The following is a 20,305-nucleotide window of genomic DNA, read 5'->3' on the forward strand; positions in this document are numbered from 1 at the left end:
AACAATCAAGATCATTTTAGGGAGAAAGTTATGACGACACAATTGAAATCGCAGGTTTGTATCGTGGGTGCAGGTCCAGTAGGTTTAACATTGGCAATGGATTTGGCTCGTCGTGGTATTGATGTCTTAGTTGTTGAAAAGCGTTATCGTGGTGAACCGCCAAATGTGAAATGTAATCATGTTTCAGCGCGCTCTATGGAAATTTTTCGACAATTGGGGATTGCACAAGCTGTTAGAGCCGCAGGATTACCCGATGAATATCCAAATGATGTGGCTTATAAGACACGTTTTATTGGTAAGGAACTTTCGCGCATTAAAATTCCAAATCGTCTGACCCGTTATACAGCGAATGAAGGACCAGATACCAATTGGCCAACAGCGGAACCTCCACATCGCATCAATCAAATTTATCTGGAACCGATTTTATTTGCTGAAGCTGAAAAAATGAGTGGGATTCGAATTTTAAATCGAACACAAGTCACAGATTTTTATGATCAGGATAATGGTTGTGTGATTTATGCAGAAAATTTGGATGATCAATCACAACTCGAAATACAGGCAGATTTTATTATTGGTTGTGATGGTGGACGTTCTATGGTGCGTAAAAAAATGGGGACACAACTCTCGGGTGTAGGACAATTAGGTAAGGTTCAATCAACCTGTATTCGAGCTCCACAATTACTTTCATTGCTGAATGATGTTCCTGCATGGGCAACATTTTCAGTTAATCCAGAACGTGGTGGCAACGTCTATGCGATTGATGGTAAAGAAATATGGTTGATTCACAACTATTTACTTGAAGGTGAGGATGATTTTGAGGCCATTGATCGTGATCAAAGTATTCGTCAAATCTTAGGTGTGAATGATGATTTTGAATATGAAATTATCAGTAAAGAAGATTGGATTGCACGTCGCTTAGTGGCAGATCAATTCCGCAGTAATCGTACATATATTTGCGGTGATGCTGCACATCTTTGGGTGCCAATGGCAGGTTATGGTATGAATGCAGGTATTGCAGATGCGATGAATTTATCTTGGACACTGGCTGCATATCTCAATGGATGGGCTGGTAAAGGGATCTTAGACTTATACCAAATTGAGCGACAGCCGATTACTGCTCAAGTCTCAAAATTTGCAATGAACCATGCCATTCAATTACATAAAGAACGTGTAAAAGTACCTGTGAACATCGAAGATGAGGGCACAGAGGGACAGCAGAGTCGTAAATTATTTGGTCAAATGCTTTATGACCTAAATGTGCGTCAATATTGTTGTTCAGGACTAAATTTTGGTTATTACTATGATCAGTCACCGGCCATTATTTACGACGATGAGTCTGCACCAAGCTATGACATGAATCAATTTACAAGTTCAACTGTGCCTGGTTGCCGTTTGCCACACTTTTGGTTAAAAGATGGTTCATCGTTGTATGATCGTTTAGGACGGGATTATACTTTGATCAATTTTGATCAATCATTAGATTGTTCAGCCTTACAAGTAATAGCGGCAAAATTAGGCTTTCCACTGGAAATTTTAACCTTATCAGAAACAATCCCTAAAGACTTGGGTTACAAAACTAAACTAGTACTTGTGCGTCCAGATCAACATGTCGCATGGCGTGGAGATGATTTCCCTGAGGACTTACATCATCTTTTAGGTGTTGTGAGTGTCAAAAAAGCAGATTAAGAAATAATAAAAATGGTTATATAAAAGGGCGCTTAGCGCCCTTTTTAGATTAGAAGTGGTGTACGTTCTTTAATGAATTCTATAAAGTCATAGAGATAATGATCAGTTTGCACGGACTTTGCATGAACCAGAGAAATAGTGCGTGTGGTGTCAGGTTCAACTAGTAAACGATAATTATGATTTGCATCGCTAAAATACTTTGCAATCGATTCAGGAATTACGGTTAAACCTAAACCTGCTTTGGCTAATGAAATAGCCGTATTGAGAAGCGTGACTTGTTGAACAACATGAATCTCATCCAAAATTTCAACTTTAGTAAAGACTTTATCGATCAGATCACGGATGCCATAGCCTGCTTTCACTAAAACTAAATCATGATGCTGAAGAGCTTTCCATGGCATGGTTTGGAGATCATCATTAAATATTTCATTCTTACCAAATACCACGAGTGCATCTTCAAATAAGTTATTAATATGATAACCATCAATATGGCTAATTGATGCTCCAATAGCAATATCAGCATCATGTTGAATCAAATAACTATAAAAATCTGCTGGCTGGCATTCTTGTAATTGCAGCGTAATATCTGGAAAAAGGCAAAGAAACTCTTTCATAATCGGAGCCAAAAAGGTTTGCGTCACTGTGGTTGTGGACACAATTTTAATTTGCCGCAAGTTTGGTGTATCAGATTTTAGATTGGTGCAGAGTTCATTCAGATCACGCATCACTCGTGAAATATAACGATTTGCTTCATGTGCTGCATCGGTTCGCTCAAGTTTACGTGTGGTACGTTTGAACAGCTGTGTCCCAAGTTTAATTTCAAGATCTTTAATGAGACTTGTGATTGCTGGTTGAGTAACACATAGTTGTCTGGCTGTTTCAGAGACACTTCCTAATTCATAGAGCGTTTGGAAGGCACGCATTTGCTGGATACTAGGTATATTCTTCATGTCAAACTTCCCTATGTCGACCGAAATTCAAGTAATTCCTACTGAATTAGTTAACATATTAATCTTGATTAAAGAGAATACCTAGTATTTTATTATGGATTTTTTTATACAAATGTCTTAATCGTTAACCTTGCTGAGATGGTAAGTAAATTTTTACGCCATCGAGTTCTGGGGAAACCTTAATCTGGCAACTCAAGCGAGAGGTATCTTTCACTTCATAAGCGAATTCAAGCATGGCTTCTTCATCGCCTCGAGCAGGACCTATTTTCTCAAACCAATCATTACCTATATAACAGTGGCAAGTTGCACACGAACATGCACCACCACAATCTGCTTGAATACCAGAAATACCGTTACGTACAGCTGCTTCCATAAGTGAACGACCTACTTCTGCTTCTACCAATATACTTTCACCAGTGTGAGTAATAAATTCAACCTTGACCATTTTAAATATCCCTGCGGTGTATGACATAGAGCTAGAGTAGAGGCTTTCAGCTCCTTGAAGAAGTTCAAAATAATTATAAGTAAGTGTTAAAGATAATTAATTTTTATAAATGCTTTTTTATTATAAATACTAATCTCTGAGGCTAATTTATAAGAAGACTTAATGCCACAACTGTCGCGCTTATGTGCAGAATAATTCCAATGATATTGCGTCATGCAAGTTTAGATATTCTGTTTCAACGAAGGATCACGATAATGAATGGAAAACTGAAAACTTTTGTAGATACCCAAAAAGGTACGATCGAACGTAAAATTTTTACTGCGGAAGATATTTTTCAAAAAGAGCTTGAAACGGTCTTTTCACGCGCTTGGCTATTTGTAGGTCATGAAAGCCAGATTCCAAATCCAGGTGATTTTTTTAGCTCACGTATGGGTAAAGAATCGGTCATTCTAGTTCGTGATAAAAACTCTAAAGTCCATGTGTTCTTAAACTCATGCCGTCATCGTGGGATGAAAGTATGTCGTCATGAATCAGGTAATACTTCACTCTTTACCTGTCCATATCACAGTTGGTCATTCTCAACCGATGGTCAATTGCGCGGCGTGCCGATGCAAAAAGATATTTACGGCGATTGCTTTGATAAATCAGAATGGTCATTGGTGGAAGTTGCGAAACTTGAAATATACAAAGGCACAGTGTGGGCAACATGGGATCCAGAAGCTCCTGATTTCCTCGAATATTTAGGGGATGCAAAAACACATTTAGATTTGGCATTAGATCATCGTGATGGTCGTCCGGGTGGCTCGGAAGTGGTTGGCGTTCATAAGTGGATTTTCCCAGCTAACTGGAAATATGCAGCAGAAAACTTCTTAGGTGATACTTACCACAACCCAAGTCATCGTTCTGTAGACTTAATTGGTATTGGTCCATCTGCGGAACAGGGTGTTAAAGGTCGTCGTGATAACGAACTTGAATATTCTAAACATGTTTGGGTTAGCTTCCCACATGGTCATGGTGTGCATTCAGCTGTACAGCCACATGGTCAAGAATACGTTGAGCAGTTTAAAAATGACCCTGAGATTGAAGCATATTTCCGGTCAAACTTTGAGAAGCGTAAAGAAGCGAAAGGTGATGATTACCGCTTGCGCCCATTTGTAGGCACAATTTTTCCGAATACGTCATTCCATGGCACGCAACCACGTAGCTTATGTGTATGGCATCCGCATAGCCCAACGGAAACTGAAGGCTGGCGCTTCTTCTTGGTTGACGCTGATGCCCCTGAAAAAGTGAAAAGCTTCTTACGTCATTACTATATGCGTTACTCAGGCCCAGCAGGTATGACTGAGCAAGATGATATGGAAAACTGGCTGTATGCGACTCAAGGATGCTCAGGTGTGATTGCGCAACGTTTCCCATTTAACTACCAACAGTCGCTCGGTAAAACCTATTTAGATCCTGTCGTGAATGGGATTGAGATTAAAGGTGATGTGAGTACGACAGTGACTGAACATATGGCTCGTGGTTTCTATTTACGTTGGAACGACTACATCAACGAAGAAAATTGGGATGTGCTGTCAGGTAAACAAGATAACCGTTTCAATCCTGAACTTGCCAATCGTTTAGAAGTGGCTGATGAGCAGGAAACCGTGAATGAATAAGGTTGTTATTGTTTCAGGTGGAAATGCTGGCTTAGGGCTTGAGATTAGCCAGCGTTTACTTGAGCTAGGTAATATCGTTGTGGCTTTCGGTTTGCCTGAGCATAGTGCACAGGTATTTACCGAGTTTGCAGAAGATCGCATTAATTTTTTAACAGCAGATTTAACTCAAGAAACTGAAATCAATGCACTCTGTGAAAAAGTCGCAACGCACTTTGGTCGTATTGATGCCATTGTCAATAACGCTGCGTTTGGCCCTTTGGGCACCTTGCATAACACATCCGTTGAACTGTGGCAGAAAATACAAAACGTAAACCTTTTGGGACCGTTTATTTTTGCAAAAGCCGCAACACCTTATATGCAAGCGCAAGGTGGCGGTGCCATTGTGAATGTAGGTTCTGGTGCAGGCTATGGTAAGCCTAATATGTTGGCTTATGCCACATCTAAAGGCGGACTACTTGCATTTAACCAAGCGCTCGCACTGGATTTATTTCAATACAGAATCCGTGTAAACGCATTAATTCCTGGCGGTGGCGGTATTGTGACACCAATGAGCCTAGAGCGTTTCGGTGGCAGCCAAGAAGCTTTACAAGCCAAAGCTGTGGGATCAGTTGCAGGTCGTCCAATTCACGGAGGTGACATGGCGGGTGCAGTGAATTTCTTAATATCAGATGCTGCACAAACCATTAGCGGCACAGTCATTGATGTGGGATGTTTCCATCATCAGGGATCTTCAACACCATTAGGGATAGCAAAATGACAGTATTAACCAGTTTTGATCATCAAATTTCATTAGCACTGCGTGCAGAAGTCGAAGACTTCTTTTATCAAGAAGCAGATTTTATTGATGAGCGCCGTTTTAAAGAATGGCTAGAGATGTTGCACGAAGACATCAAATACTTCATGCCAATGCGTCGTAACGTTAAGTTCGGCCAGCATGCAGAAAAAGAAAATACCCGTCAAGGCATGGATATTAGTTGGTTTGATGAAGGGAAGTGGACGCTGACCAAACGTGTCGAGCAGATTTTAACAGGGGTGCACTATGCAGAAGAACCTCTGTCACGTACTTCGCATTTGATTACTAATGTTCGTGTGCTTGAACATACTCAAAATGAGCAGGGTCAAGAAATTGTGAAAACTAGCTGCCGTTTCTATGTCTACTTAAACCGAGTGGAGTATGAAGTCGAGGAGATGGTAGGCAAACGTTACGACACATTGGTGAAGACTGAACAAGGTTGGAAAGTCCTCAACCGTGAAATCATTTTGGATCAAAACGTTTTATTGGTGAAAAACTTAACCACGTTCTTCTAAAACAGGGAGTTGAAGATGATTAATTTGATTGATATTCAAGTGGGCGATACCGTAACCACCAAAAAAGGCACAGTGGGTATTTGCACTGAAAATATGGGTGATGGTCAGTGGATTGAAATCGAGGCGAATGGAGAGATTGAGCTAGTCCATAGCCAAGATGTGAAAACTGTCGAGTCAAAATCGGAGTAAGCATGTTACGCGCCTATTTTATGCCGTGTGACTTCTACCCAAAAATCTTGATGGCAGGTGACAAGCCGGATGTCTGCCAGTTGATTGACGTGTTGGATGAGTTTATTGACCATCCAACACTGATTGAAATTCAGCATCTTTCCAAAATCTTACTCAAAGATTTTACGCTTACCCTCAAGCCACAACAGCAAGATGAACTTGAAGGTTTATTTCAGACCTCAAAAGATCATTTTGATTGGGTGTTATGTCGCGACACAGCACTGCATTTTTATCAAGAGATTGATGAAATGATCAATCAACCCGAACAATCAGGTTCACTATTCTTAGAAATGCTACGACCTGATGAAATTAAAATCAAAATTTCAATGAATGAATTTGATGATTCGTATTTACAGTAATTAATAAAGGTGGGTGATGATGCAATACGATTTAGTCATCATTGGTGCAGGCCAAGCAGCAGCACAATGTGCCATTAAGGCACGTGAAAAGGGATTCCAGGGCAGTATTGTCATTATTGGTGAAGAGGCGTATTTGCCTTATCAACGTCCGCCACTGTCGAAAAAATATTTAAGTGGTGAAATCAGTCAAAATGATTTATTGATTTACCCTGAAACGCTCTATCAAACTAAAAATATTGAATTTCGCTTACAACAACATGTGACCTCAATTCAGCCAGACATTAAAACTGTCAGTATTTCTACTGGCGAAACGCTTAAGTATGGTGCATTAGTGATTGCGACAGGTTCGCGTCCAAATCGTCTACCGAGCGCTGTATTACCAGCTTTAGAGAACGTATTCAGCTTTAGAGGCATTGAAGACTGCCATCAAATCCAAAATGAGCTAGCAGAAAATAAAACCCTAGTCATTTTAGGAGGTGGATATATCGGTCTAGAATTGGCGGCTGTTGCACAAAAACGTGGACTAAAGGTCATTTTACTTGAGAAAGCTGAGCGTATTTTACAGCGCGTTGCTTCCGAGCCAACCAGCCGTTATATCCGTGACACACATCAACAGCATGGTGTACAGATTCTTGAAAATACAGGCGTTACCACATTCCATTATCAAGCAGGTCGATTAGATTCGATTGAATTGGACTCAGGTGAAACAATAGAGTTAGATCTGATGGTCGTGGGTATTGGTGTGACTGCAAATTATGAACTTGCAGAAGCGTGTGGCATTGAAATTCACAATCGTGCAATTTGGGTGAATGAATATTGTGAAACCAATATTGCAGATATTTATGCGATTGGTGACTGTACTTGCTTTAATTTGGACAACCAATTTACCCGTTTAGAATCGATCCAAAACGCAAATGAGCAAGCAGAAGTCGTGGCAGCTCGCCTCAATCAGCTTGAATCAGCATACAGACCTGTCCCTTGGTTTTGGTCTGATCAGTACAATTTGAAATTACAAATCTCAGGTTTAGGCCGAGACTATAATCAAGTGTATAGCCGTATTGATGTTGAAAAGGGAACGGCAAGTTTTTGGTATTTTGCAGATGAAACCTTAAAAGCAGTCGATGCGATTAATGATCCGCGTGCGTTTATGTTTTCGAAAAAGTTTCTCGGTAAAACAATTCAAAATCCATCGAACTTGGTAGATCTCAATTTAGATTTAAAAAATATTCTGCAGTAGCTAAAGCATTAGTTATAAATCAGACCGATATATAAGATGAATATAGTTAATATATTAACTATATTCGCTATATAAACAACATTTTCAAAGACCTTGGGTCATGAACACACATAAAATAGAGATAGATCAATGGGTAATTTAAAACACATACAAACAGACGGAAATATCTTTGGTATCGCTTTGAATTACAAGTGTTTGTATGAAAAGCTACAAGCACAGTTCAATGAGAAGCCATATGTCAATGAACCGAAAAAACCAGTTTTATTTATCAAAACACAAAATACCCGTAATACATCAGGAAATCCTGTAATAAAGAAAAAAGGTGAAACTTTACAAGCAGGGCCAACGATTGGTGTGGTGATCGGGAAAAGTACCACTCGCGTTTCGAAAAGTGATGCTGCTGCACATATCGCAGGTTTTGTTGTAGTGAACGAGCTAAGCTTACCTGAAGAAAGCTACTACCGCCCAGCAATTAAGGCGAAGTGTCAAGATGGTTTCTGTGTGGTTGGTACACCTGTTGCTGCATCTGAAGTTACTGATCTGTCTAACTTAAGTTTAAAAGTATTTGTGAATGGTCAGTTGAAGCAAGAAGGCACAACTGCGAATTGGATTCGTACACCAGAACAAATCATTGAAGAAATTTCTGAATACATGCCATTGAATGAAGGCGACATCATTTTAACGGGTACACCATTCGGTCGTGTTGATTTAAACGCAGGCGATGAAGTTCGTATCGAGATCAATCAACTTGGTTCAGTGACAAACACAATTCAGGAAGAAGGTAATTAATTCATGAAAATTGCACGTATTCGTTATAACAATGAAGTTTTAGAAGTTCAGGTGAATGATGAGCTTCAAGTGACACTACCATCTGGTGAAGTTCTAGAAGAACAAGCAGTTGAATGGTTACCACCTGCAAACGGCACTATGTTCGCTTTAGGTTTGAATTATGCAGATCACGCACGTGAATTGGCATTTGAACCACCTAAAGAGCCTTTGATTTTTATCAAAGCACCAAATACTTACACAGGTCACAATAAAAACACTTGGCGTCCTGACAATGTTGAATACATGCACTACGAGTGTGAACTTGTAGCGGTGATTGGTAAGACGGCTAAAAATGTAAAACGTGAAGATGCACTGGATTATGTAGCGGGGTACACACTGTGTAATGACTACGCAATTCGTGACTTCCTTGAGAACTTCTACCGTCCGAACTTACGTGTGAAAAACCGTCATTCAACCACACCAGTAGGTCCATACATCATCGACAAATCATTGGTGCCTTCACCAAACAACCTCACTTTACGTACTTGGGTAAATGGTGAGCTTAAACAAGAAGGTACAACGTCTGACATGATCTTTGATGTGCCATTCTTAATTGAATACATCTCATCATTCATGACTCTACAACCAGGTGACATGATCGCGACAGGTACACCAGAAGGTTTAGCGGATGTAGTTCCAGGTGATGAAGTTGTGGTTGAAATTGAAGGCATCGGTAAATTACGTAACTTCATCGTTTCAGAATCAGATTTTTTCAAAACAGTTTAAGCAGTTAAAGGATGAACAAAATGATTAAGCATTGGATTGATGGTAAAGAAGTAGAAAGTAAAGAAACGTTTACCAACTACAACCCAGCGACAAATGAAGCGATTGGTGAAGTTGCAAGTGGTGGCCAAGAAGAAATTAACCTAGCAGTTGCTGCTGCAAAACGTGCTGCACCAGGTTGGGCAAAAACCCCTGCGAAAGAACGTGCGCGTTTAATGCGTAAATTGGGCGAACTCATTGACCAAAACGTTGCAAAAATTGCTGAATTGGAAACTTTAGATACAGGTTTACCTATTCACCAAACTAAAAACGTATTGATTCCACGTGCATCACATAACTTCGACTTCTTTGCTGAAGTATGTACACGTATGAACGGTCACACCTACCCAGTAGATGACCAAATGTTGAACTACACATTGCACCAACCTGTAGGTGTGTGTGGTCTTGTTTCTCCATGGAACGTACCGTTTATGACGGCAACTTGGAAAACTGCACCATGTTTAGCATTAGGTAATACTGCGGTATTAAAAATGTCTGAACTTTCACCTTTAACGGCGAATGAGTTAGGTCGTTTAGCGTTAGAAGCTGGTATTCCTGAAGGTGTATTCAACGTTGTTCAGGGTTATGGCGCAACCGCTGGTGATGCTTTAGTTAAACACCCTGATGTACGTGCAATTTCGTTCACAGGTGGTACAGCGACTGGTCGTCGTATTATGGCGAATGCGGGTCTGAAAAAATACTCGATGGAGCTTGGTGGTAAATCTCCAGTACTTATTTTTGAGGATGCAGATCTTGACCGCGCATTAGATGCAGCATTGTTCACTATCTTCTCTTTAAATGGCGAACGTTGTACTGCAGGTAGCCGTATCTTCATCCAAGAATCGGTATACGACGAATTCGTAAAAGAATTTGCAAGTCGTGCGAAGAACATCATTGTGGGCGATCCACAAGATCCAAAAACACAAGTGGGTTCAATGATCACCAAAGCACATTACGACAAAGTAACGGGCTACATCAAGATTGGTATCGAAGAAGGTGCAAACTTGGTTGCAGGTGGTTTAGAGCGTCCAGCAGGTTTGGCAGATCACTTGAAGAATGGTCAATTCATTCAGCCAACAGTATTTGCTGATGTTGATAACCGTATGCGTATTGCTCAAGAGGAAATCTTTGGCCCAGTGGTATGTTTAATCAAATTCAAGGACGAAGCAGAAGCATTACGTTTAGCGAATGATGTTGAATACGGTCTAGCATCTTACATCTGGACGCAAGACATTGGTAAAGCACATCGTTTAGCTGCGGGCATTGAAGCAGGTATGGTGTTCATTAATAGCCAAAACGTGCGTGACTTACGTCAACCATTTGGTGGTATCAAAGGTTCTGGTACAGGTCGTGAGGGTGGTGAGTACAGCTTCGAAGTATTCACAGAACTTAAAAACGTATGTATCTCAATGGGTTCTCACCATATTCCTAAATGGGGCGTGTAAACGCCCTTCTGGATCCACCTTTTAAATACTATAAAATTCAGGAAGAAAAAAATGGGTAAGCTCGCACTCGCTGCAAAAATTACACACGTACCTTCAATGTATTTGTCTGAACTACCAGGTCCACAAAATGGTTGTCGCCAAGCCGCGATTGATGGTCATATCGAAATCGGTCGTCGTTGCCGTGAACTCGGTGTAGATACCATTGTAGTATTAGACAGCCATTGGTTGGTAAATAGCGCATTCCACATCAACTGTGGTGAGCATTTCCAAGGTGTGTATACCAGTAACGAATTGCCACACTTCATTAAAGATATGGAATTTGATTACGATGGTAATCCAGAATTCGGTCAATTGATGCAAGAAGAAATTGCCAAAACTGGCATTCGTGTCCAAGCGCATAACATCAAAAGTCTTGAACTTGAATACGGCACATTAGTTCCGATGCGATATATGAACCAAGACAAGAAATTCAAAGTGGTTTCTGTGTCTGCATTTTTAACGTCACATGAGTTACAAGATAGCCGTAAATTTGGTGAAGGTTTACGTGCGGCGATTGAGAAATATGACGGTACGGTGGCTGTATTTGCCAGCGGTTCTTTATCGCATCGTTTTATTTGGGATCGTGAAGCAAGCCGTGGTATGGATTCATACACACGTGAGTGGGATCGCCAAGTGGACAAACACGTTGTGGGTATGTGGGAACGTGGTGAGTGGAAAGAGTTTACTGCAATGCTTCCTGAATATGCTGAATACTGCTATGGCGAAGGTGGTATGCACGATACAGCAATGCTTCTTGGCCTATTGGGTTGGGATCAATACGACAAGCCAGTTGAAATTTTAACGCCTGCATTCCCAAGCTCGGGTACAGGTCAAATCAACGCTGTTTTCCCAGTTGAATAATCGGAGTTAAGCCCATGCCTCACTTTATTGCTGAATATAGTGCCAACATTCAAGAAGATATCGATTTCCAAGATTTTTTTGGCAAAGTGAATCAATTATTAGGAAATACTGGTGTATTTCCACTCGGCGGCATTCGTAGTCGTGCCATTCGTATGGATGACTATGTGATTGCAGATGCAAAACATGATTATGCATTCATTCATATGACCTTAAAAGTTGGGGCAGGGCGTGACTTAGAAACCCGTCAGACTGTTGCAACTGATTTATTTAAGTTGATTGAAGAACATTTTCAGCCGCTCAAAGATAAGCGTTTACTCGCAATCTCATTTGAAATGATAGAACTTGATCCAGTGTTGAACTTTAAGTCAAACAACATTCATCAATTTCTGAATTCGCAAAAATAATACTGGATAGACGTACCATGCTTGATCAAGAACATATTAAAGCGCTGGCATTGCAATTAGACCAAGCGGAAAAAACACGTACACAAATGCGTCAGTTTTCTTTGCAATATCCAGAAATTACCATTGAAGATGCTTACGCAATTCAAAAAGAATGGGTTGCGCATAAAATTGCTGAAGGCCGCAAATTAATCGGTCATAAAATTGGCTTAACTTCACGTGCGATGCAAGTATCATCAAATATTACTGAGCCAGATTATGGTGCATTGTTAGATGATATGCAGTTTGAAGAAGGTTCAGATATTCCATTTGAGCGTTTTATCGTGCCACGTGTTGAAGTTGAACTTGCGTTCATTTTGGGTAAAGACTTAACGGGTCCAAACTGCACGATTTTTGATGTGCTTGATGCAACGGATTACATTATTCCTGCGATCGAAATCATTGATGCTCGTTTACACAACGTTGACCCTGAAACGGGTATTACACGTAAAGTGTTCGATACTATTTCAGACAATGCTGCAAATGCAGGTATCGTGTTAGGTGGTCGTCCAATTAAGCCACACGAACTCGATTTACGCCGTATTTCTGCGATTCTTTACCGTAATGGCGTGATTGAAGAATCAGGTGTTTCTGCTGCAGTACTCAATAACCCTGTGAAAGGTGTGGCTTGGCTTGCAAATAAACTCCATCCACACGGTGTAACACTGAAAGCGGGTCAAATCATTCTAGGTGGTTCGTTCACACGTCCAGTGGCAGCACGTCCTGGTGATACATTCCATGTTGATTATGATCAGCTTGGTTCAATTGCATTCCGTTTTGTTTAAGGAGTTGAGCTGTGGTTGATACAACAAACTACTTTAAACAAAAACTCAAAACTGAGCAGCAAATTGGTATGTGGCTGGGTATGGCAGATGGCTATACCGCAGAAATCGCCGCCAATGCCGGTTTTGATTGGTTACTGATTGATGGTGAACATGCACCGAACGATTTAAAATCGATTCTTTATCAATTACAAACGATTGCTGCATATCCATCACAAGCCGTGGTACGTCCTGTGACAGGCGATGTGGCATTGATTAAACAATTGTTGGATATCGGTGCACAAACGCTACTTATTCCAATGATTGAATCAGCTGAACAAGCTGAGCTGATGGTGAGCGCAACACGTTATCCGCCTGAAGGTATTCGTGGTGTAGGTGCAGCACTTGCACGTGCATCGCGTTGGAACAACTTAACGACTTACTTGCAAGATGCAGATGAGCAAATCTGCGTGATCGTGCAAATTGAGTCGAAAAAAGGTTTAGAAAACCTAGATGAAATTTTAAAAGTTGAAGGAATTGATGGTGTCTTTATTGGTCCAGCAGATCTTTCAGCGGCATTGGGTCATCGTGGTAATCCAGGTCACCCAGAAGTTCAGGAAGTTATTGTTTCAAGCATTAAAAAAATTCGTGCAGCAGGTAAGGCAGCAGGTATCCTATCTGCTGATGAGAAACTTGCGAAACAATACCTCGCAATGGGTACAGAATTTGTTGCAGTCGGTGTTGATACCAGCTTACTGATGAAATCAATGAACCAACTGCTTGCAAAATTTAAAGATGGTGTAGCGGTACAAGCGCCAACCACACCAAGCGTCTATTAAGGAGAATATAGATGCAACTTAATAATCCAAGCTTACTTAAACAGCAATCGTATATTGATGGTGTATGGGTTGATGCAGAAGATCAAAAGTCTTTTGCAGTGACCAATCCTGCAACAGGCGAAAGCATTGCAACTGTGCCAAGTGTATCTGCAGCTCAAGTTGAGCAAGCTGTACTTGCAGCTGAAACAGCATTGAAAACGTGGAAATTGACTACGTCAAAAGAACGTTCAGCACTTTTACGTAAATGGTTTAACTTGATTGTTGAAAACCAAGAAGACTTGGCTGTGATTTTAAGTACAGAACAAGGTAAGCCATTGACAGAAAGTCGTGGTGAAATTCTGTATGGCGCAAGTTTTATTGAGTGGTTTGCAGAAGAAGCAAAACGTACTTATGGTGACGTGATTCCACACGACAAATATGGTCGTCGTTTAGTTGTCATTAAACAGCCTGTCGGTGTTGTTGCTGCAATCACACCATGGAATTTCCCGAATGCCATGATCACGCGTAAAGTGGGTCCTGCACTAGCAGCAGGCTGTACCGTGATTATCAAACCTGCATCTGAAACACCACTTTCAGCATTGGCTTTGGTGGCACTTGCTGAACAAGCGGGTATTCCTAAGGGTGTGGTGAACGTGGTAACAGGTAGTTCACGTGAAATTGGTGGTGTGTTAACCACGCATCCAGTTGTGAAAAAAGTATCTTTCACGGGTTCTACACAAGTGGGCAAAGTGTTGATGGAGCAATGTTCATCAACTATGAAAAAGCTCAGTATGGAACTCGGTGGCAATGCGCCATTTATCGTGTTTGAAGATGCTAACTTGGACAAAGCGGTTGAGGGTGCAATTGCGTCTAAATTCCGTAACTCAGGTCAAACCTGTGTATGTACCAACCGTATTCTTGCACACGAAAGCATCCATGATGCATTTGTGGAAAAACTTGCAGCTGCAGTGAAGCAGTTAAAAGTTGCACCAGCATTTGAAGCAGGCGCAGAGCAAGGTCCATTGATCAATGAAAAATCAGTGGAAAAAATCCAAGAGCATATTGCAGATGCAGTAGAAAAAGGTGCGAAAGTGATTGTGGGCGGTAAACGCCATGCACTGGGTCAAACCTTCTTTGAACCAACATTGTTGGCAGACGTTACGCCAGATATGTTGGTGGCTAAAGATGAGACTTTTGCACCACTTGCACCTGTATTTAAATTCAGTACAGATGAACAAGCGATCGAAATGGCAAACGATACTGAGTTTGGTTTGGCATCGTATATCTATACTGAAAGCTTAAGCCGTGCGTGGAAAGTGGGTGAAGCACTTGAATACGGTATGGTGGGAATTAACGAAGGTTTGATTTCAACTGAAGTCGCACCGTTTGGTGGTATTAAAGAATCGGGTTCAGGTCGTGAAGGCTCGAAGTACGGTATCGAAGACTACCTTGAAATTAAATACATGTGCATGGGCATTTAACTGCTGTGACGGAAAAAGGATCTAAGGATCCTTTTTGTTTTATGTCTCGGTTATTTATTTTACATAGTTTTATTTAATAAGTTAGATAAGATTTAAGTTCTTTTCAATATATCTGTATGGTATGAAAAAATTAAAAAATTTGGTTGAAATTTAAAAAAATCATTAACACTTATTTACTCGATACGAATTTAAAAACAAATCGATAAAAAGGAAAGCAATGATATTTAATCATTGTGCAAGAAAATTAATGATGATCGTAGAATCTGGTTATAGGTAGCATAATTTTACTTTCTCTCATAAATATTGAATAGGCTTTGGATTTCAAAATTTTCAGGAAATAGATAGTGTAAGAAATGCTAATGCTAATGCTATAATGATAACGACAATTTAAGCGATATTTTTGGAATATTCATTAATTTTAAGGTCTTAATCAGTTATAATTAGTTAATATATTTATTAATAGATTTTTTAAAAAATTATGAAAAAAGTCCATCCTTCCGTAACTCTCGAGCTATTGCAAGCACGTGAAGCTCTTATGACCCATTTCCGTCCGGCATTAAATGATGTAGGTCTAACGGAACAACAATGGCGTATTATTCGTATTCTAGCTCAGTATGGTGAATTAGAGAGTAATCTACTAGCAGAGAAAGCGTGCATCTTAAAACCAAGCTTAACTGGGATTATTCGTCGTCTGTGTGAAATGGACTTGGTTGTTCGTCGTCGTGGTGATACAGACCAGCGTTTTGTTTATATTCATCTAACAATATCAGGTGATAATGTTTTCAATCAAATGTCTGTCGAGATGGAAAAGCGTTACCAATGTATTCATAAAAAAATTGGTGATGAAAAGATGGCGAAATTACTTGAATTGCTAAAGGATGTCCAACAGCTAAAAATCGATTAAGCTCGCGGTGTTTTTATTAAACTAAAGATAATTAGGTATAAAGCCAGAATACCTGCATATACTAACATTAGATGGGAAGGAAAAAAAACGGCTGCTAAAAGTCCTACAATTAAACCTCCTATAGCATCAAAGCCAAAACGTGTGGATGTATAAATAGAAATTGCACGTCCACGAAAGGCTTCTATAGTCGAATTTTGAATAATAATATTGGTTAAAATATTAGTAGTAGAAATTCCAAATCCTAATAAGAACATCGCAAAGCATAAGGCTTCTACAGATGTAGTTAAACCAAGAATTAATAGACCTATGGTACAAAATGTAATATTGCGCATGAATAAGGTTTTATGACGACTAAAATCTTTTTTGCTCGCCAAAATCAGTGAAGAAACTAGAGAGCCAATCCCTGCACATCCCCACAAAATCCCAAGGGTTTTTTCATTGCCTGAAACAATGTCACGTGCATAAATAGGTAATAAAGTGACATAGCTTGAAGCAGTCATATTCAACACAATCACGGTACACATCATCAAACGAAAATGCATGTTTTGGTACATGAATTTTACGCCTTCAATAAAAACTTGACCGACTTTTCCACTGGCTTTGATTGATTGAACGTTACTCATACGTGCAACAGCAAGTCCTAAACACATATATGAAAAGGCATTAAGATAAAAACACAGCTCAGCTCCAATTAAGCTAAGTAATAAGCCACTAATAGGTGGGCCAATAAACCGAGAGGCATTAAAAATCATGGCGTTGAGTGCTAAAGCATTAGGTAATAATGTTTTATCTTCAATAATTAGGCTCAATAAGGATTGACGTAGAGGCGTATCAATCGCAGTTAAGATACCCAGCAGTAGTGACATGCTGATCAGAACAGTAGGAGTGAATAAATCAAAATGATATAGCAGCCCTAAAAAAATCGTCTGAATAAAAAAAAGAACTTGAATCACGATCAGAAATTTTTGTTTATTTAGTTTATCAATCCATGCACCGGCGATTGGACTGACTAAAAGTTGAGGAATAAGAGCACAAAATCCAATGATTCCTAATAATGCAGCCGAATTGGTTAGCTCATAAATAATCCAAGCCAGAGCGACTTGTTGGATCCATGTACCTAAAGTTGAAAGTGAATGGCCGATAAAATAATTGCGAAAATTTGAAGAGCGTAATGAATTGAAGGTATGCACAAGTTTATAGAATTTAAATTAATATATTAACTATTTTAGTCTTTACTCGTTAATTTGAAAATAGTGTTATTATATGAGATTTATATTATTTTTCTACTCTAAAGTAAAATCAGTCCACATGAATGAGTATATTCTCATATTGAACATAGAATATGTCACAAGATCGGAGAGTAATCTCTCCTAAAAATAAAAGGATCTAAAAGTATAATTTTCTCCTAGGAGACTATCAGGAGATTCCGTATGAAAACTTCTAAATTTACTGACAGTCAGATCATGGTCATTTTGAAATAGAAGCAATCTGTTAATCCTGTAGCTTCTCTTTGCCGTGAACAAGGTATGAGCAATGCTATATCTAATCAATGGCGTGAATAATAAAGCGGTATGTACACTTCATTTTAATGGTTCGACTCAGAGAATTATTAGCTGAAAATACAATACTAAATAATCTATGCTGGAGAGTAATTAAATGAAGAGATTATTTGGGAAGCAATATCAAAAAAGTGGGAAGCTATCTTACCGACGTTAGATGGCTCAACAAGCGTTACCCTGCATGTGGTAAATGCTCGTAGCTTGCTCTTCATTTGGAATTAGTTTAACCTGGTTGTTATTATCAGGTTAAACTTTGTGATGACATGCATTAATTGGCGAACATCTCATTGAACTCACTGATGAAAATTCTGATTGGGTATTTGGTCAAGGCATATCATATTTACGACATGTTGATAATCACTACTGAAATCACAAGTGGGTTTATAGCATTTAATGTGAGTTAACACTGAATTAGTTATTCAGTCTAACTATGGCTCAGAGTTTATCAAAGGGGGAGTTTGTTGGTAAAAATAAATTTAAGCGATTAAATTATGAACAATTAAACTGTGTATCCTAACTTGTATCCCATAATTTTTTGAAATTAATTAGTATAATAAAAACAATAGGGTAGGTGTTAGTTGTTATCCGTCTGGGCCCACCAAATAAAACGACCACTTACGCGCATTAATCGTAAGTGGTTTTTTATTTTTTAAATTTTGGTAAGCAAATGGTAACAGCTTAAATCATCAATTATTTATAATGACCTTTAGGGAATAAAGAGTTCAAAGATAGAATATCCTGATTTAATCGATTTTAATGATTGTTCTACAATCTTGTTCAAAAGCCGATTTTTCCCAAGCTATTTAAATTTAATAGATAACTTGGAAATGGGTTACATCTAATTTAATAAATTCTGTTAATCTTTGAATAAGTGCATGAATTCTATTCATTTGGATTTAGACAATGATTGCAGTCTAAAAAAATCGGTCAATCAAGACACATGCTTAATTTTTTTCAACACTTAGAACTTCAAAAATTCTGTATTTTAGTAGAGTATTTAACCTCAACCAAAAGCCAACAGATAACGCATAATATAGCGGGCTTTCCAGCCTTTGTAGCCATTGCCGATCGTGTCCAATCGGATCACGATATGGCACCCCTTGAAGCAAGTCAGGATTATCCAAAATCAATCGATAAAGTTTTGCATTTTTCAGGGAAAGGTCGTGATATTAAGGATTTTGAGTTATTTCTTCATCAGGCTAGTTCAGCTCAGATTAGAAATTTACTTTTGATCACTGGTGATAAGCTTAAAGAGCATAGTTATGGGGATGATCAATTTGAACGTACCCGATATCTAGAATCGATTAATGCAGTGATGTCCGCAAAGAATTATGGTGGCTTTAATATAGGTGTTGCATTTAATCCCTTTAAATATACTGAGGCTGAGCATTATGCTCAATATTTAAAATTACATAAAAAAGTTAAAGCCGGCGCAGATTTTATTATTACCCAATTAGGGTATGACATGGATGCCTTAAAAGAGATAAAGTCTTTTCTAAAACATTACCATTACAAACAAAAAATACTGGCTTGCGTTATGCCACTGAGCTTGGCACGGGCCAATTTTATAGTCAAAAATAAAGTCGCTGGTATTGTGATTACACCTTATATGTTGAGAGTGTTGGCTCAGGAAAAACAGAATGGATTGGCTGAAAATGCGTATAAGCGGTGTGCCATACAAATATTGATGTGTAAGCTTTTAGGTTTCAATGGTGTTCATCTTTCAGCATGCGAGAAGTCAGAAGAACAGAAGATTCTTCAAAATTATATTGAGCAATATCAACATGATGATTTAGAGGAACTAGAAGCACGCTGGAAATCTCTTTGGCAGATTAAGACTGGAAATGAGTTTGTTCCAGAATTAACTTATGATGCACGTCAACCGACATTAGGTCAGCTGATTAAATATCATCATTTGCATGTCATGCATAAAGCCCTTTTTGAGTCCAAAATCTCTAAAGGTATAGGTAAGTTTATTTTTAAAGCGTCCTTTTGGAATAACGAGCTAGCATCAAAAACTTTGTTAAAAACCGAATTTACGTCTAAACATATGGTTGTGGGCTGTGAAAATTGCGGTCAATGTAGATTGGCTGATACTTTATATATTTGCCCTGAAACATGTCCTAAAGGACTTGCAAATGGTCCTTGCGGTGGCACCACATTAGATCGATGTGAGTTTGGAGATCGTGAATGCATTCACTCTGTAAAAGCCCGATTAGCCAAAGCCGTACGACATACTGACGTTTTAAAAGATACCCTGATTGCAACCGTACCCATTGAAGTTCGTGGAACCAGTTCTTGGAAAAATTGGTTTTTGGGAAAAGTTTAAGTCTTTTCAATTTCTTGTATGGGTTGATTTATAGTATTGAAATGCAATTATTAATTAGCGTTATATAGGGGCTTAAATTAAATTATCCTATAAATCTAAAAGCCAAAATTTAATCTATTTTCCTATATATCAATATTTACTGATTCTTAAATTCTCATGATGACTCTATAATTTATTTATTACATAGATGTAAAACGAGAATTAAGG

The 20,305-nt window shown here is 39.0% G+C and carries 20 protein-coding genes; 17 read left to right on the forward strand and 3 right to left on the reverse strand.

The features are described 5' to 3' along the window. Window positions 1–30 precede the first annotated feature (30 nt). Complete coding sequence (locus AC1M9P_RS06400) at window positions 31–1,686, forward strand: FAD-dependent oxidoreductase (RefSeq protein WP_481587059.1); 1,656 nt, start codon at window positions 31–33, stop codon at window positions 1,684–1,686. 44 nt (window positions 1,687–1,730) lie between these two features. Here AC1M9P_RS06400 and AC1M9P_RS06405 read toward each other — a convergent pair whose 3' ends face one another. Both AC1M9P_RS06405 and AC1M9P_RS06410 read right to left on the reverse strand, forming a co-directional pair. After that, entirely contained in the window at window positions 1,731–2,636 is a 906-nt protein-coding gene (locus AC1M9P_RS06405; RefSeq protein ID WP_481587060.1) for a LysR family transcriptional regulator, read from the reverse strand. A 124-nt stretch (window positions 2,637–2,760) separates the two neighbouring features. Continuing rightward, window positions 2,761–3,081, reverse strand: coding sequence for a 2Fe-2S iron-sulfur cluster-binding protein (locus AC1M9P_RS06410; RefSeq protein ID WP_481587061.1), 321 nt, complete (start codon window positions 3,079–3,081; stop codon window positions 2,761–2,763). Window positions 3,082–3,335: 254 nt separating this feature from the next. Here AC1M9P_RS06410 and AC1M9P_RS06415 point away from each other — a divergent pair, with 254 nt between their 5' ends. The 15 genes from AC1M9P_RS06415 (at window position 3,336) to hpaR (ending at window position 16,210) form a co-directional block, all read left to right on the forward strand. Beyond that, window positions 3,336–4,739, forward strand: coding sequence for an aromatic ring-hydroxylating oxygenase subunit alpha (locus AC1M9P_RS06415; RefSeq protein WP_481587062.1), 1,404 nt, complete (start codon window positions 3,336–3,338; stop codon window positions 4,737–4,739). Then, a complete protein-coding gene (locus tag AC1M9P_RS06420) occupies window positions 4,732–5,496 on the forward strand; it encodes an SDR family NAD(P)-dependent oxidoreductase (RefSeq protein ID WP_481587063.1) in 765 nt (254 codons plus the stop codon). Before AC1M9P_RS06415 ends, AC1M9P_RS06420 begins: the two co-directional genes overlap by 8 nt. After that, window positions 5,493–6,047 carry a 3-phenylpropionate/cinnamic acid dioxygenase subunit beta gene (locus AC1M9P_RS06425; RefSeq protein WP_481587064.1) on the forward strand — a complete coding sequence of 185 codons (555 nt, stop codon included), beginning with the start codon at window positions 5,493–5,495 and terminating at the stop codon, window positions 6,045–6,047. The genes AC1M9P_RS06420 and AC1M9P_RS06425 overlap by 4 nt, the downstream gene beginning before the upstream one ends. A 15-nt stretch (window positions 6,048–6,062) precedes the next feature. After that, window positions 6,063–6,236: a hypothetical protein gene (locus tag AC1M9P_RS06430; protein ID WP_481587065.1), complete on the forward strand. Its 174-nt coding sequence runs from the start codon at window positions 6,063–6,065 to the stop codon at window positions 6,234–6,236. 2 nt (window positions 6,237–6,238) lie between these two features. Further along, window positions 6,239–6,634 carry a hypothetical protein gene (locus AC1M9P_RS06435; protein ID WP_481587066.1) on the forward strand — a complete coding sequence of 132 codons (396 nt, stop codon included), beginning with the start codon at window positions 6,239–6,241 and terminating at the stop codon, window positions 6,632–6,634. Between the two features lie 19 nt (window positions 6,635–6,653). Next, window positions 6,654–7,871: an NAD(P)/FAD-dependent oxidoreductase gene (locus tag AC1M9P_RS06440; protein ID WP_481587067.1), complete on the forward strand. Its 1,218-nt coding sequence runs from the start codon at window positions 6,654–6,656 to the stop codon at window positions 7,869–7,871. Window positions 7,872–8,000: 129 nt separating this feature from the next. Continuing rightward, a complete protein-coding gene (locus AC1M9P_RS06445; protein ID WP_481587068.1) occupies window positions 8,001–8,660 on the forward strand; it encodes a fumarylacetoacetate hydrolase family protein in 660 nt (219 codons plus the stop codon). Between the two features lie 3 nt (window positions 8,661–8,663). Beyond that, window positions 8,664–9,425, forward strand: a complete 762-nt coding sequence (locus AC1M9P_RS06450; protein WP_481587069.1) for a fumarylacetoacetate hydrolase family protein — start codon at window positions 8,664–8,666, stop codon at window positions 9,423–9,425. A 20-nt stretch (window positions 9,426–9,445) separates the two neighbouring features. Then, entirely contained in the window at window positions 9,446–10,906 is a 1,461-nt protein-coding gene (gene hpaE / locus AC1M9P_RS06455; RefSeq protein ID WP_481587131.1) for a 5-carboxymethyl-2-hydroxymuconate semialdehyde dehydrogenase, read from the forward strand. A gap of 51 nt (window positions 10,907–10,957) precedes the next feature. Then, a complete protein-coding gene (gene hpaD / locus AC1M9P_RS06460; RefSeq protein ID WP_481587070.1) occupies window positions 10,958–11,806 on the forward strand; it encodes a 3,4-dihydroxyphenylacetate 2,3-dioxygenase in 849 nt (282 codons plus the stop codon). 14 nt (window positions 11,807–11,820) lie between these two features. After that, the gene (locus tag AC1M9P_RS06465) at window positions 11,821–12,210 is read left to right on the forward strand and encodes a 5-carboxymethyl-2-hydroxymuconate isomerase (RefSeq protein ID WP_481587071.1); all 390 of its coding nucleotides are present in this window, start codon (window positions 11,821–11,823) and stop codon (window positions 12,208–12,210) included. 17 nt (window positions 12,211–12,227) lie between these two features. Beyond that, a complete protein-coding gene (gene hpaH / locus AC1M9P_RS06470; RefSeq protein WP_481587072.1) occupies window positions 12,228–13,031 on the forward strand; it encodes a 2-oxo-hept-4-ene-1,7-dioate hydratase in 804 nt (267 codons plus the stop codon). Between the two features lie 11 nt (window positions 13,032–13,042). Further along, window positions 13,043–13,846, forward strand: coding sequence for a 4-hydroxy-2-oxoheptanedioate aldolase (gene hpaI / locus AC1M9P_RS06475; protein ID WP_481587073.1), 804 nt, complete (start codon window positions 13,043–13,045; stop codon window positions 13,844–13,846). Window positions 13,847–13,857: 11 nt separating this feature from the next. Continuing rightward, window positions 13,858–15,306: an NAD-dependent succinate-semialdehyde dehydrogenase gene (locus tag AC1M9P_RS06480; RefSeq protein WP_481587074.1), complete on the forward strand. Its 1,449-nt coding sequence runs from the start codon at window positions 13,858–13,860 to the stop codon at window positions 15,304–15,306. A 478-nt stretch (window positions 15,307–15,784) separates the two neighbouring features. Then, on the forward strand, window positions 15,785–16,210 hold the full coding sequence (hpaR, locus tag AC1M9P_RS06485; protein WP_481587075.1) for a homoprotocatechuate degradation operon regulator HpaR: 426 nt from the start codon (window positions 15,785–15,787) through the stop codon (window positions 16,208–16,210). Here hpaR and AC1M9P_RS06490 read toward each other — a convergent pair. After that, the gene (locus tag AC1M9P_RS06490) at window positions 16,207–17,400 is read right to left on the reverse strand and encodes an MFS transporter (protein ID WP_481587076.1); all 1,194 of its coding nucleotides are present in this window, start codon (window positions 17,398–17,400) and stop codon (window positions 16,207–16,209) included. The two genes, hpaR and AC1M9P_RS06490, sit on opposite strands and share 4 nt — an antisense overlap. A gap of 1,309 nt (window positions 17,401–18,709) precedes the next feature. On the opposite strand from AC1M9P_RS06490, the gene AC1M9P_RS06495 reads away from it, so the two are divergent. Next, window positions 18,710–20,098 carry a methylenetetrahydrofolate reductase C-terminal domain-containing protein gene (locus AC1M9P_RS06495; RefSeq protein WP_481587077.1) on the forward strand — a complete coding sequence of 463 codons (1,389 nt, stop codon included), beginning with the start codon at window positions 18,710–18,712 and terminating at the stop codon, window positions 20,096–20,098. Window positions 20,099–20,305: the final 207 nt, after the last annotated feature.

The sequence above is a fragment of the Acinetobacter sp. 25-47-122 genome, from assembly GCF_056779695.1.

Bases quoted from the DNA above. Each gene is read 5' to 3' on its own strand.
- AC1M9P_RS06400 (WP_481587059.1), top strand. From the start codon at position 31: ATGACGACACAATTGAAATCGCAGGTTTGTATCGTGGGTGCAGGTCCA.
- AC1M9P_RS06405 (WP_481587060.1), bottom strand. From the start codon at position 2,636: ATGAAGAATATACCTAGTATCCAGCAAATGCGTGCCTTCCAAACGCTC.
- AC1M9P_RS06410 (WP_481587061.1), bottom strand. From the start codon at position 3,081: ATGGTCAAGGTTGAATTTATTACTCACACTGGTGAAAGTATATTGGTA.
- AC1M9P_RS06415 (WP_481587062.1), top strand. From the start codon at position 3,336: ATGAATGGAAAACTGAAAACTTTTGTAGATACCCAAAAAGGTACGATC.
- AC1M9P_RS06420 (WP_481587063.1), top strand. From the start codon at position 4,732: ATGAATAAGGTTGTTATTGTTTCAGGTGGAAATGCTGGCTTAGGGCTT.
- AC1M9P_RS06425 (WP_481587064.1), top strand. From the start codon at position 5,493: ATGACAGTATTAACCAGTTTTGATCATCAAATTTCATTAGCACTGCGT.
- AC1M9P_RS06430 (WP_481587065.1), top strand. From the start codon at position 6,063: ATGATTAATTTGATTGATATTCAAGTGGGCGATACCGTAACCACCAAA.
- AC1M9P_RS06435 (WP_481587066.1), top strand. From the start codon at position 6,239: ATGTTACGCGCCTATTTTATGCCGTGTGACTTCTACCCAAAAATCTTG.
- AC1M9P_RS06440 (WP_481587067.1), top strand. From the start codon at position 6,654: ATGCAATACGATTTAGTCATCATTGGTGCAGGCCAAGCAGCAGCACAA.
- AC1M9P_RS06445 (WP_481587068.1), top strand. From the start codon at position 8,001: ATGGGTAATTTAAAACACATACAAACAGACGGAAATATCTTTGGTATC.
- AC1M9P_RS06450 (WP_481587069.1), top strand. From the start codon at position 8,664: ATGAAAATTGCACGTATTCGTTATAACAATGAAGTTTTAGAAGTTCAG.
- hpaE (WP_481587131.1), top strand. From the start codon at position 9,446: ATGATTAAGCATTGGATTGATGGTAAAGAAGTAGAAAGTAAAGAAACG.
- hpaD (WP_481587070.1), top strand. From the start codon at position 10,958: ATGGGTAAGCTCGCACTCGCTGCAAAAATTACACACGTACCTTCAATG.
- AC1M9P_RS06465 (WP_481587071.1), top strand. From the start codon at position 11,821: ATGCCTCACTTTATTGCTGAATATAGTGCCAACATTCAAGAAGATATC.
- hpaH (WP_481587072.1), top strand. From the start codon at position 12,228: ATGCTTGATCAAGAACATATTAAAGCGCTGGCATTGCAATTAGACCAA.
- AC1M9P_RS06480 (WP_481587074.1), top strand. From the start codon at position 13,858: ATGCAACTTAATAATCCAAGCTTACTTAAACAGCAATCGTATATTGAT.
- hpaR (WP_481587075.1), top strand. From the start codon at position 15,785: ATGAAAAAAGTCCATCCTTCCGTAACTCTCGAGCTATTGCAAGCACGT.
- AC1M9P_RS06495 (WP_481587077.1), top strand. From the start codon at position 18,710: ATGCTTAATTTTTTTCAACACTTAGAACTTCAAAAATTCTGTATTTTA.